Below are 12,766 nucleotides of genomic sequence, written 5' to 3' on the forward strand. Positions count from 1 at the left end.
CAGGTGGGGTCTAGGACTGTTGAGTTTTTATTAATTCATACAGACTTTCAACACAAGTGGTTTGTCGACAAAGTTCACGAAAAGAGGTTTGATTAAATTGTTTAACAATTGCATTAAGTAATTGTAAATGTTGATGGGTTTGTTCCTGAGGCACAATGAGCCCTATTGCCAGATCTACTGGCTGCTTATCTTCAGCACCAAAATCAATTGGGTTAAGCAATCGAATCAAGCAAGCTTTTGGCATTGTAATTGCCGCTGAACGAATATGCGGAATTGCAACTCCTTGACCAATTGCCGTACTCCCAAGACTTTCCCGTTTCCAATAAGCGTCAAACAGTTCCTGTATGCCCAGCTCTGGATAAACATGATTTACTAATTGGCTAATTTTCAAAAGCATCGCTGTTTTGCTTTGGGAAGACGCATCAATATAGACACAGTTTGGATGGATAACTTGATAAAGTTGCATGATTACAAACTAAAAATAAAACTTAAATATTTTACCCTGTCTTTTAATAAAGACACAACATACACATAACCAAAATTACTCTTTGAGTTAGATTTTACAAGGTATTTTCTCTGAGCGGTACCGGATAATGGTTAAAATTACCCATTTACATGCAATGACTATTTTAAATAAAGTGTATAGAAAAAAATACATTTTGTTCGAGATGAGGTCACTTAAGTTTGGTTTCATCATACTGCATTACCATAGAGAGAAGATATAGATTATGAAAGAATTAATCCCAGGAGTATTTTATTTCCATGATGAAGTAGAGTGTATATTTTGGGTAACGGAAAGCAGGGAAAAAAATCCTATCCCGTTATTGAAAGAGATTATTCTCAATAAAAATAAGTCGGTTACCTGGGAAGAAAACGAAACTTGCTTAAAAATAAGTGGAATAAATGAATTATACCCCGAAATTGTAAAGTTCCTAAGAGCAGAATTGCTTCGACAAGCAGAGTTGGACTCACCCCAAAGAACTAAAATGAATGAGCCTGAGCATATGGCTCGAAAGTTTTTGCCAACATCGGTGAATCAAGTCGAGTTAAAGGATAGAAAACGGAGAAAAGGAGAAGAGGAAATAGTAACGATAGAGTCTGGTAGTTCAATAGAGCCTAAGCTTAAAAAAGGAAAAACTACGAAGGTAGCTAAGAACGAGGGATTGAACAGTGAAGTTACGGTGAAAACGCGTAAGCCAAAAAAAAATAAAAACGGCATAGAAGAGAAAAATAGCTCGTTTAATACTGAAGAAAAAAACCGCTTAGAAAAAATTGAGGATAAAGTTACAAGGCTATACAACGATTTTGTAAGTGATGTTGAAAAACTTACTGCGTCAATGAATGATGTTAAAGGTTCAAACAGTAATAACAAAGAAGAAATTCCAGAGAAAGTTAAAGAGTATACAAACAACGTTAAAACCTTAAATGCTTTGAATAAGTTAGCAAATACATTTGCACTTCACGATGAAGAATTAACTGTATTGACCAAAGCTTTCTCTCAAAGACAGAAACAAACAGGACAGGCGACTTATCCGATGGCTGCTACATATAAAGCAAATAAACCGTTTTACAGAAGCAATTTACCCGGAGGTTTTTTGTTCTCGCAGGGAGGATCAACTGCCGGTATACCTCTAAAGGCAGCCCCAGTTGATGGTAACTATCTATTCGGACGTCATCCTCTCTATCATGATAAAGATAAACGAAAGGATTCATTGACTGACTACCAACTGCTACAAAATAACAAAAATTACAAAGCCGCTGCCCAGCTGTTAGTGGTATTATTTTCGCACATGGTGAAAGAATATTTAGCCTTAAAGGGAGTTAATAATTTAAATTCTTATGCGCTTAAGAGCATGATTTGTGAGGAGTTAAGACGACAAAATATAGACATTCCCAGACAAGAAACACTGACGGCGATTACAAAGATTCTGGCTAAATTGCATCTTTCAGATTATCTAACTGAATCATATATTCCTTTTAATAATTTGGATAGAAGACCTGAACAACAAGAAATAAATACTGAAAATGATAAGGAGGAAATTGGAGAGGATAATTCAAAAGTGCGTAAATTATGGTTAGAAAGAACGGTGTCGTCTCTTCCTAAAAAGGAAAAGTTAGTCGAACTTCCTAAAACTGCCAGAAAAATCGATTTTAACGCGGATATTTACGACAAGGAGACGGGTAGGTTATTAATGAGCTATCGGAAGAAGATTGTACCCTCATCGCTTTGCTCCCGTGTCAGAGCTACTATGGGCTCAATTACTGCTGGTGAAATGGCTAATTTTACCAGGGCAACTGCTTTAAACGATCACCATGCACTAGACGAGCAGAAAGTAAGAATATCAGACAAGACTAAAACAAGAGTAATGTCGGTAGGTTTTTTAGGAAATGCCAAAAGTGGCATCCGTATGGCTCATGATTTTAGTCGACACAGAAACAGCCCTGTAATTTATAAATTGACTGGAGAAATTGTTCAGATTCTTGAGCGGGAATACAAAGCCATAGCACTAGAGGAATTTAATTATTGTAAATCAGTGGTCAATCTAGCCGAAGATTTTGTAATTCCATATTGCGAATTATCGACAAGTGCAGATTGGAATTTCGATTACCCCACGTCGAATCATGTTGATGATAATAAATTTCCCGGTAAGCATTATAATTTATTAACTTGTTTTTATGCCAAGGAGGAAAAAAATTATTCGGGAGGAGAAACCTATTTTTCAGAGTATGATGTATATTTTGATCTAGAAGAGGGAGATACCCTGGTGGCAGCATTTGAAGATCTACTTCACTGTAATGCCCCTTTGTCCTTCAAGGAAAATGAAGAAGAAATTCATGACACCAGGAAATATTCAAAAACTTCAAATTGGCATAGGATAGCACTAGTAGCTTTTGTAAGAGGGGAACTTCTGAGGCTCAGTCAACGTTCAGCATTTGAAACATCCGATGATGAGGTGGATATTACCGCGCAGGATGTTCGCAAAGTAATAAATGGCACTATCCCAGTCAAAAAAGGATTTTCTTTAAAACAATTCTTTTTTGAAAATTATCAAAAAGATTTTCCAGTAGATGAGGGGAAAGAAGAGATTATGGACACCCCTTTTTTAAATGACGCCAAATAGTTAAAAGTAAACACAGTTAGAATGTTCTAAAATATTTCTATAAAAATGGCAGGGTGTTCTGCCATTTTTAATGTCTAAATTGACAACTCAATCACGATGTTCACGGATTTTTTCTTTATGTTTGATCAATTGTCTGTCAAGTTTGTCAATTAAGGCATCAATTGCTGCATACATGTCTTCGGATTCAGCACGGGCATGTAATTCACCCTTTACCACCTGGATAGTTGCTTCGGCAATTTGACTTAATTTTTCAATGTCGAAAACGACGTGAACAGAGGTTATTTTATCAAAATGTCTATCGAGTTTATTAAATTTATCGACGGTAAAGGCTCTTAAAGCGGGGGTAACCTCCACATTATGACCAGTGAAGCTAATTTGCATAACGTTCTCCTATTATTAAAACTACAACTAATTACGAATGGTTTTGCGTTCATTGGATGGTGGAATCCCCATGGCTTCGCGATATTTTGCTACTGTTCTTCTTGCAACTTGAATGCCTTGCTCTCCAATTAACTGTGCAATTTTACTATCACTTAAAGGCTTTTTGCGATTTTCAGCAGCAATTAGTTTTTTTATCACTGCTCGTATTGCGGTTGACGAGCATTCCCCACCCGTAACGGTTGCCACATGACTGGAGAAAAAATATTTTAATTCAAAGACGCCACGTGGTGTATGCATAAATTTTTGCGTGGTTACGCGGGAGATAGTAGATTCGTGCATGTCCAGAGCAAGGGCCACATCATTTAAAATGAGCGGTTTCATTGCTTCCTCACCGTGCTCCAAAAAGTCTTGTTGGTATTCAACAATACATTGAGCTACTTTTAAGAGGGTTTCCTGTCGACTTTGAATACTCTTTAGAAACCACCGGGCTTCTTGTAAATTATTTTTCAAAAATTGATTATCGGCGCTATTGTCCGCTCGTTGAATAAGTGAGGCATAGTGAGTATTGATACTTAGACGTGGAAGCGTATTTTGATTTAAGGCAACTTCCCAGACCCCCTCTATTTTTTTCACGATGACATCTGGAATGATGTATTCAGTGGTGCTTTGCTGAATTAAACTGCCGGGTTTAGGATTGAGGCGTTGAATAATTTGGAGCACTCTATCAAGAGTGGCTTCATTAATCTGATAATTTTTCATTAGTACGCGATAATTATGTTGGCCAAGCAGTTCAATATCATTACGAATAATTTCTTTTGCTAAAGTAATGTCGCCATTATGATCAGGAAGTTGATCAAGCTGTACTATAAGGGTTTCAGCCAAGTTAGTAGCAGCGCAACCGACGGGATCCAAATGCTGCACACGATGACGCACTGCCTCAATTTCTTCCAAATCAAGAGGATGTGCTTCGCTGTCCAGACTCGTGTGCAATTCTGCAAGAGGGAGTGTCAAAAAACCATCGTCATCAAGCGCATCAATGAGGGCCGTGGCAATAACGCGATCAATATCGCTCATTGGTGTTAAGTTAAGTTGCCAGCGTAAATGATCTTGCAAATTGGTTGTGGTGCAATATAAATTTTCATAATTAAAATCCAAGTCATCGAAATTGTTTCTCTTGCTTGAATTCGAATAAAGTTGAGCCCATTGAAAATCAGTAAATTCATCAGCACCTTGTTTAGTCTCCTCTCGAGGTTCCTCTTTTTCCTCATTTGAGATGACTTCAAGCATGGGATTTGATTCGACAACTTGTTGAATCTCTTGTTGCAAATCAAGTGTAGATAATTGAAGAAGACGAATAGCCTGTTGAAGCTGAGGGGTAAGTGTTAATTGTTGGCTGATATTTAACTGCAACGATGGTTTCATGCAAATCCTCTTTGTTCTTACCGCTTTTTACTACTAAGTGTAACTGATTCAAAGGGATTATCCAGTAGCGAAAAAGGTATTCTTAGAGACCGCATCGCTTAAAAATGAACAAAAAGGTTTAAAATTAGACGAATAGAAAAATATCTTTCTAAAGAAAAAGGCCTCTTGGAGGCCTTCGTAAACTACTTAACTTTCTTCTCTTTAAAAACCACATGTTTACGAACAACTGGATCATACATTTTTAATTCCAGTTTATCCGTTACATTACGAGGATTCTTTGTAGTGGTTTTAAAATAACCCGTTCCTGCAGTAGATTCCATTTTAACTTTAATAGTAACAGCTGCCATGATATATCCTCAAATTAAACTTTTTCGCCTTGTGCCCTGAGCTTTTCCAGAACCGCTTTAATGCCCACCTTATCGATGATTCGCATACCCTTAGTGCTTACCTTAAGGCGAACAAAACGATTTTCCTCTTCAACCCAAAAACGATGCTCTTTGATGTTGGGTAAAAAACGTCGCTTGGTTTTGTTGTTGGCGTGCGACACGTTGTGACCAGTGGTGGGTCGCTTGCCAGTAACCTGACATACTCTTGACATGGTATTACTCCAAAGTGTTCCGATAATTTTATAGTTTAGCTTTGTATAAATTCAAAGGCATTCGCAGGCGAATTGGCCGGGTGTAAAATACAAGAGCGGTTTTATAGCAAAAAAAGGCAAATTATGCAATGTTTTGCTGTCTTTTGCCAGTAATTAATCTTTGTCCTTAATAAATTAACTTAATCCTCTTTAGTATAGGACAAAATTTTTAACAAAAAAATTCTAGCCGAATCATACCATCTTTTGCGCAAGGAAAATTTATCCCCGCCAAAGAATGCTTTTTACTACAAGAATATAAACATTAGCATATCACATGATCACAAAATTGTCAGTAAGAGGTATAATTCACACATTTTGAAGATTGAGTATTTTTACATGCGAACAATTAAAAGTTTTGTGCTACGTGGTGGGCGTATTAGTAATAGGCAACAATATGCTTTAGATCATTGGTTGAAAGATTATGAATTACCATTCGTAGGTAAGCCTTGGGATCTTGTACAAACTTTTGGACGTGATGCAGAAACTATTGTTGAAATAGGTTTTGGTATGGGTGCTTCACTATTGACCATGGCTGAGCAATTCCCTGAACGCAATTTTATCGGCATTGAAGTTCACCGTGCTGGCATTGGCAGTTTGACTGCAGAATTGTATGAGAAGGGAATAAAAAATGTACGTCTTGTAACTCATGATGCCGTTGAGGTATTTAAACAATGTTTAGAAAAAGATTCGTTAGAAGGAGTGCAAATTTTTTTCCCCGATCCTTGGCCTAAAAAGCGCCATCACAAGCGGCGTTTAATTCAACCTGAATTTATAAAATTACTAGTTGCACGAATCAAAACGGGAGGCTTTGTTCATTGTGCAACAGATTGGCAGGACTATGCGGAGCATATGCTCGAGGTATTGTCAGCTGAACCTTCCTTAGAGAATATGCACAAGGAAGGTGGTTTCTCCCCACGACCTGAAACGCGTCCTTTAACGAAATTTGAAGAACGAGGAAACAAGCTTGGCCATGGGGTTTGGGATTTAATGTATAAAAAAATTTAGCAACGTCAAAAATTGATCTTCAATTGCCCAATATGTAGAATGGTCTTTCGATAGAAGCGATTACTATTTGGGATAATGGATATGAAATTATTTGATGAGATAAAGCAAGCAATTGCAGAAGGAAAGGACGCCTTTTTTGATCTTATCCAAAAAAAACAAAAGGAAGACAAAGATTTCCTGAACAAAGCATTTTTTGCCCCTAAAGAAAAGCAAGACTCTGCCTTCATTGTCCCTGAAGGAAGACAGCTTACCGTTCTTGAGTACCTAATTTATAACCATTCAGAAAATAGCAACCTGATTGAGCATATTGAATGGCTTTTGCAGCAAAAAGTAGATGTTAATGCAAATGAACCCTTGCATTTGATTTTTCGATTAAAAAAAATGGAATTGGTACCTCTTTTCCTGAATGAAAATCACTTGCAAAATTCAAGGGACGTTGAATCTGCATGGCAAAGTTTAAACTTAAATGCTCGAGATGCCACGGGAAAACGCCTTATCTACAGAATTATTGAAAGCCGCAATATTGGCCATTTAAATTTGGCGATTAATTACGGTATTAGTGTACATTTGCCCAGTCCATTTGAAGGCAATGATAAAAGCTGGGAGATACAACCCCTCCATCAAGCGATTATTACTAATTTTTCAGCCGCTCTTCCTGCGTTGATTGAGGCAGGTGCGCAACTTTCCAATCCTTTTGGTCAATTAATGGAAACGCCACTTTTATTAGCAGCACGCCTTGGAAGGATTACTGCTTTGAAGGCGTTGCTCGTGCATTATCAGACATTAAGTTTGGAAAGCAATCGAGAATTTATAAGTGTCCTCAATAAAGAGAACTACAGCGCGATGGATCTGCTTTGTATTCGGATGCATGACCGAAAAAAGCCAAAAGAAGCACTGCGAGGTATTGCCATGTTGCTTTGTCATGGGGCAGATGTACCGGCTCATCATTTATTGCGCTCACTGCTTATGGATAATCGCCATGAGCTATTTGTTGCAATAAAAGAATACTCCCGGACGAATCCGCAACTGGCAGCCAATTTTTTAAGAAAATGCCTCAATAAGACAGATCCACTACATGATATTATTTTTGCCAAAAATTCCTGGAGTCAGACGTTCCGTCATTTATTTGGTAAAGCAGATGATTTGGGTTTTCAACTGCAAACATTAATAAACCTGTCAAATACAACCACTACCCGTGAAAAGAAAGACGATGAAAATACAACGCAGAGGAAAATTGAAAAAGACGACGAAGAGGTGTTCCAAAATGAAGAACTTCTCTTTGCTAATTTTGTAGGGCGATATAAACAAGCGCTAAAGACCAGTTTTTTTAACCCCTGGAGCGAAATGCTACATTTAATCGCAAGTGGTGAAGTAACCTGCTGGAAGCATGTGACTGCCTATGCAGACATGCATACCAATTCACGAACTTTTAAAATTATAGCCGAGATGAAAAAATCGACGCCAACGATTCATGTGAGCCTGGATACTCCTGCCGCCGCGAATCGTTTAATCTGAAATCTTTATGAAATATAGGTAGATGTTTTAACAACTACGCTTCTTTTGAACAAGGTTAGAATTCTTTCTGACAGATTGATAGCGTGGTTTGCTTGCTTAAAGCGAGTATACCCCATAAAATTCTACTTTTCTGTAAACGGAGAGATTGATGGGTTGGAATGAGCCAGATAAAGGCAAAGATCCATGGAGTGGTAAAAATCAACCACCGGATTTGGATGAGGCTTTAAAGCGTTTTCAAGAAAAACTGAAGAAAACTTTTTTTGGAGGTTCCAAACAACCTGAAGGTGGCTCTCCTGCGAATAAAAGCAGCGGGGGCATGCTGGCTTTGTTAGCTGCTTTAATTGTTTTCATTTTATGGGCTTTGGCGGGTATTTTTATTGTTGATCCTGCAGAGCAAGCTGCTATTCTTCGTTTTGGCAAATACGTAGAAACTGTTGGGCCGGGTCCCCATTGGATTCCGCGTATTATTTCAACCAAGATTGTGCAAAATGTCGATCGGGTTTCTGATTATTCCTATTCTGCCCAGATGTTAACAAAAGATGAAAATCTTGTTGCAGTGTCTGTTGTTGTTCAATACCGTATTGGTGACTTGGAAGAATATCTATTCAATGTTGCTGACCCTCAAGAAAGTCTTCAACAAGCTACTTCCAGTGCTTTAAGGCAAGTAGTGGGCACAACAACCTTTGATCAAATTATCACCGAAGGACGTGAAGCGTGGGGAAATAGTGTTCATGACACCTTAGTAAAAATTTTAAATCAATACAAAACAGGTATTGTTGTGGTGAACGTATCTCCCCAGCCGGCACGTGCCCCAGAAAATGTGCAGGATGCCTTTGATGATGCTATCAAGGCTCGGGAAGATGAGAAACGTTTCAAAGAACAGGCTTTGGCCTATCAAGCCAAGGTAGTACCTATTGCTGAAGGAAACGCTAAACGTATTCTGGAAGAGGCGCAGGCGTATGCCCAGCAGGTAATTTTGCGGGCTAAAGGGGATGTAGCAGAATTTTTGGCTTTATTGCCTGAATATACGCAAGCACCAGGTGTTACTTCAGAGCGAATGTATCTAGAGATGATGCAACAAGTACTCAGTACAAGTAGTAAAATTATTGTCGATGGTAAATCAGGAAATCTCCTTTACTTACCGTTAGATAAATTAGCCAATGCCAGCCTTGACCCGGCATTGATGAATACGGAATCAGCAGGCACTAAAAAATCGAGTGCTGAAGATGAACAGGCTGAAAGCACGATAGTTACCAGTCGTAATATAGGTAGACGAACTTATCAGCAAGGGAGAGATGAATGAGTGCAGCAAAAACGACCCTAGGCATTCTTGCGTTTGCTATTTTATTGGTGATACTTGCAAGTGTTTTTACAATTACCCAGGGACAACATGGCATTTTACTGCGGTTAGGCCGTTTGGTTATTGATAATAAGACCCAAGCAGTAAAAATTTTAGGCCCCGGCTTGCATATTAAAACGCCATTTATTGAAAATGTACGCATTTTTGATACCCGTATACAGACTTTGGATATCAAATCGTCTCGTATTGTTACTAAAGAAAAGAAAGATGTAATTGCTGATTACTATGTCAAATGGCGAATTGCGGATCTTGCGCAATATTACAAATCGACAGGCGGTAATGAATTTAAGGCCGAGACTTTGCTTGAGCAACAGCTCAATACTTTCCTGCGTGCTGAATTTGGTAAGCGTACTATTTCAGACATATCAGGCGGCCGTGAGGATCTGACCGAAATTTTACGCGAAAAAGCAGAGCAACAAGCCGGCCACTTGGGAATTCAGATTGTTGATGTGCGTATTAAAGGGATCGAATTACCTGAAAATACCAGCAATAATATTTTTCAGCTAATGCGGGCTAATATGCAAAGAATCGCTAACAGCCATCGCGCTGACGGTAATGCTGTTGCAGAGGCAATCAGAGCTGCTGCTGATGCCAAAGTCACCATTTTATTGGCACAGGCACAGAGTGATGGACACAAAATGCGCGCTCGCGGTCAAGCGGAAGCTGCTAAAATTTATGCCGAGGCATTTAGTAAAAATCAGGATTTTTTTGCATTTTATCGTAGTTTGAAAGCTTATGAAGGAAGTTTTAATAGTAAGCGTGACATTCTGATCCTTGATCAAAGCAGCGCTTTTTTTGACTACTTTAAAAATGCGGGACGCAAAGGGAATGGTACTAACGGAAAAAACTGATATAATCGTCAATTTTGTCAAATTGGGTTAAGCATGCTTAACCCTTTTTTATTGGAGGCTGTTTGTGATCATTAATTTCCTCTCCGCATTTGCGTTAGTGCTCGTGTTTGAGGGTTTAATGCCATTTACTTCGCCCGTGAAATGGAAGGAATTATTGCGCAAAATTATTGGACAGGATGAAAAAGTATTGCGTATAACCGGGTTATTTAGCATGCTGGTAGGAGTTATTCTTCTCACCATCGTTCATCAATTTGCAGAGTAAAGAGTCCATTATGGGTAAAAATGTTGTAGTTATTGGAACACAGTGGGGCGACGAAGGTAAGGGTAAAATTGTTGATTTGCTTACTCACGACGCTCAGGTGGTTGTTCGTTACCAGGGGGGGCATAATGCGGGGCATACCCTCAAAATCAAAGGTGAAAAAACAGTATTGCGTCTGATTCCATCGGGAATGTTGCGTCCACATGTTCAATGTTACATCGGCAATGGCGTGGTTTTATCACCACAAGCATTGTTGGATGAAATCAAAGAACTGGAAAGTAAAGGCATTCAGGTTCGTAACCGATTGCGGATTAGTCAAGCTTGTCCTTTAATATTGCCTTACCATATTGCTTTAGACAAAGCACGTGAAAGCTTAAAAGGTACGGCAGCGATTGGCACCACTGGCCGAGGCATTGGTCCTGCTTATGAAGATAAAATTGCAAGAAGAGCGCTGAAGGTAAAAGATTTACTGGATCATGAGCGTTTTGCCACGAAACTTGCTGAATTGTTGCAATACCATAATTTTGTCTTGAAAAACTATTACAACCAACCCGAAGTAGAAATAGCTCCCTTATTGGATGATGCTAAAGTTTGGGCAAAAGAATTACGCGATATGATTTGCGATGTCACTACTTGTTTACATGAGCATCGTCAAAAAGGTGATTCTATTTTATTCGAAGGTGCTCAAGGTGTTTATCTGGATATTGATCATGGAACCTATCCTTTTGTCACGTCATCGAATACTTGTGTAGGCAGTGTAGTGAATGGTGCTGGCTTTGGACCACGCTATCTAGACTATATTCTAGGCATTACCAAAGCCTATACGACGCGAGTTGGCGGTGGGCCTTTCCCGACAGAATTGTATGATGAAATTGGTAAAGGACTAGCGACGCGCGGTAATGAGTTTGGTGCAGTCACTGGTCGTCCGCGTCGTTGTGGTTGGTTTGACGCTGTATTGTTACGTCGCTCCATTGAACTTAATAGCATCACCGGTTTATGCCTGACAAAACTGGATGTGCTGGATGGATTGGATACTGTAAAAATCGCCGTTGCTTATCGTGATATCAATGGGAATATGTTATCTCGCCCACCCCAAGCTGCTGAGGATTTTGAAGGTCTTGCACCTGTATATGAAGAAATGCCCGGTTGGTCTGAATCAACGGCTGATGTTACAGATGTAAAACAGCTGCCTGCGAATGCAATTGCCTATATCAAACGCATTGAAGAGTTGCTTGAAGTTCCTGTCGATATGCTGTCAACAGGCCCAGAAAGAGATTCTACCATTATTCTGCGCGATCCATTCGCAGTGTAGTCAATGCTTAACGTTGGTTTTCGCGTGGCAAGCCGTAACCATGTGTGGATGATTTTGTCTAGGTTGGGTCATTTTTGACCCAATATGGAGTCTCAGGATTTACGTTGGGGTCCAAAAGCTCCCAAACTACTTATAAACTAATTTGATATTAGAAACTCATAGGCAATAAGAGATTTACTTAATGGTTGTTTAAGATGAGCTTAAACAACCATTAAGTAAAGATGATTTAGGCATTAGACGGTGAAAGTGCTTCAAACGGAGGGAATTCTTCCTTAGGGGCAGTATGTTTTCCAGTGATTCCTACTGCTTGCACTCCAGTGGCGATTCCTCGCGTTAGCATCGCAACCGCTGATACTGGTAAAACGACCAGATCGATGATTGCTTGGCATAGATCTTTAATCAGAAAATCTGCCGTATCTAAATAAAACGATGCTGCACTTTCATTACCATATAACTTACTAATTCCACCTAAAGCTGCAAATACAGCAGATAAACCACCCATAATAATGGGAACAATTACTAGTACGTAAGGATTTAATATTGCCAATCCTAGAATCGCCATCGGTTGAAAAGTGTGGCGTGCGCAATAAATGAATTCTTTTTTAGATTCATAAGGCTGAAAGAACATTTGTCTTGTTGTACGGGGATTTCGCCAAATTATGTCATCAGTAAAGAGATAATTCCTAGTTACCTTTGCTGAGCCTGTTAGGTACCCTATTGATAATTCCGTAGACATTTTTGATCCTGTATTATAAAAGGGAAAAATCATATAATAAAATCACAAAAAACGCAATCTGATCAATATTTAATCTTATTGGCGCATGGCGGCATTGCAATTATTGAAGTTGCATTTCTAGCTTAATTGTTCAATCATTGAGTAAACGAAAAATTACAGGGAATAA

13 protein-coding genes are annotated in these 12,766 nt (G+C 38.9%); 7 read left to right on the forward strand and 6 right to left on the reverse strand.

Annotated features, from left to right (window positions below; all coding sequences use genetic code 11):
- Positions 1–10 precede the first annotated feature (10 nt).
- Complete coding sequence (locus tag Ljam_RS13205; RefSeq protein WP_058450457.1) at positions 11–466, reverse strand: PTS sugar transporter subunit IIA; 456 nt, start codon at positions 464–466, stop codon at positions 11–13.
- Between the two features lie 262 nt (positions 467–728).
- On the opposite strand from Ljam_RS13205, the gene Ljam_RS13210 reads away from it, so the two are divergent.
- Entirely contained in the window at positions 729–3,122 is a 2,394-nt protein-coding gene (locus tag Ljam_RS13210) for a hypothetical protein (protein ID WP_058450458.1), read from the forward strand.
- 87 nt (positions 3,123–3,209) lie between these two features.
- Here Ljam_RS13210 and hpf read toward each other — a convergent pair whose 3' ends face one another.
- The 4 genes from hpf to rpmB form a co-directional block, all read right to left on the reverse strand.
- Positions 3,210–3,503 carry a ribosome hibernation promoting factor gene (gene hpf / locus Ljam_RS13215; protein WP_058450459.1) on the reverse strand — a complete coding sequence of 98 codons (294 nt, stop codon included), beginning with the start codon at positions 3,501–3,503 and terminating at the stop codon, positions 3,210–3,212.
- 27 nt (positions 3,504–3,530) lie between these two features.
- Entirely contained in the window at positions 3,531–4,925 is a 1,395-nt protein-coding gene (locus Ljam_RS13220; protein ID WP_058450460.1) for an RNA polymerase factor sigma-54, read from the reverse strand.
- 182 nt (positions 4,926–5,107) lie between these two features.
- On the reverse strand, positions 5,108–5,272 hold the full coding sequence (gene rpmG, locus Ljam_RS13225) for a 50S ribosomal protein L33 (protein ID WP_058450461.1): 165 nt from the start codon (positions 5,270–5,272) through the stop codon (positions 5,108–5,110).
- A 14-nt stretch (positions 5,273–5,286) separates the two neighbouring features.
- Positions 5,287–5,523, reverse strand: a complete 237-nt coding sequence (gene rpmB, locus Ljam_RS13230; protein WP_058450462.1) for a 50S ribosomal protein L28 — start codon at positions 5,521–5,523, stop codon at positions 5,287–5,289.
- Between the two features lie 375 nt (positions 5,524–5,898).
- Between rpmB and trmB the strand changes: the two genes are divergently transcribed.
- The 6 genes from trmB to Ljam_RS13260 all read left to right on the forward strand — a co-directional run bounded on the left by trmB (position 5,899) and on the right by Ljam_RS13260 (position 11,864).
- Complete coding sequence (gene trmB / locus Ljam_RS13235) at positions 5,899–6,567, forward strand: tRNA (guanosine(46)-N7)-methyltransferase TrmB (protein WP_058450463.1); 669 nt, start codon at positions 5,899–5,901, stop codon at positions 6,565–6,567.
- An 81-nt stretch (positions 6,568–6,648) separates the two neighbouring features.
- A complete protein-coding gene (gene ankC, locus Ljam_RS13240; RefSeq protein ID WP_058450464.1) occupies positions 6,649–8,082 on the forward strand; it encodes a Dot/Icm T4SS effector AnkC/LegA12 in 1,434 nt (477 codons plus the stop codon).
- Between the two features lie 148 nt (positions 8,083–8,230).
- Positions 8,231–9,385, forward strand: coding sequence for an FtsH protease activity modulator HflK (gene hflK / locus Ljam_RS13245; protein ID WP_058450465.1), 1,155 nt, complete (start codon positions 8,231–8,233; stop codon positions 9,383–9,385).
- The gene (hflC, locus tag Ljam_RS13250) at positions 9,382–10,293 is read left to right on the forward strand and encodes a protease modulator HflC (protein ID WP_058450466.1); all 912 of its coding nucleotides are present in this window, start codon (positions 9,382–9,384) and stop codon (positions 10,291–10,293) included. The genes hflK and hflC overlap by 4 nt, the downstream gene beginning before the upstream one ends.
- Positions 10,294–10,357: 64 nt before the next feature.
- Positions 10,358–10,555 carry a DUF2065 domain-containing protein gene (locus tag Ljam_RS13255; protein ID WP_058450467.1) on the forward strand — a complete coding sequence of 66 codons (198 nt, stop codon included), beginning with the start codon at positions 10,358–10,360 and terminating at the stop codon, positions 10,553–10,555.
- A gap of 10 nt (positions 10,556–10,565) precedes the next feature.
- Complete coding sequence (locus tag Ljam_RS13260; RefSeq protein WP_058450468.1) at positions 10,566–11,864, forward strand: adenylosuccinate synthase; 1,299 nt, start codon at positions 10,566–10,568, stop codon at positions 11,862–11,864.
- A gap of 226 nt (positions 11,865–12,090) precedes the next feature.
- On the opposite strand, the gene Ljam_RS13265 is transcribed toward Ljam_RS13260, so the two are convergent.
- Positions 12,091–12,600 (reverse strand): hypothetical protein, encoded by a 510-nt coding sequence (locus Ljam_RS13265; protein ID WP_058450469.1) that lies wholly within the window; start codon positions 12,598–12,600, stop codon positions 12,091–12,093.
- Positions 12,601–12,766 lie beyond the last annotated feature (166 nt).

The organism is Legionella jamestowniensis (assembly GCF_001467745.1).
In the GTDB taxonomy this organism is placed as follows: domain Bacteria; phylum Pseudomonadota; class Gammaproteobacteria; order Legionellales; family Legionellaceae; genus Tatlockia; species Tatlockia jamestowniensis.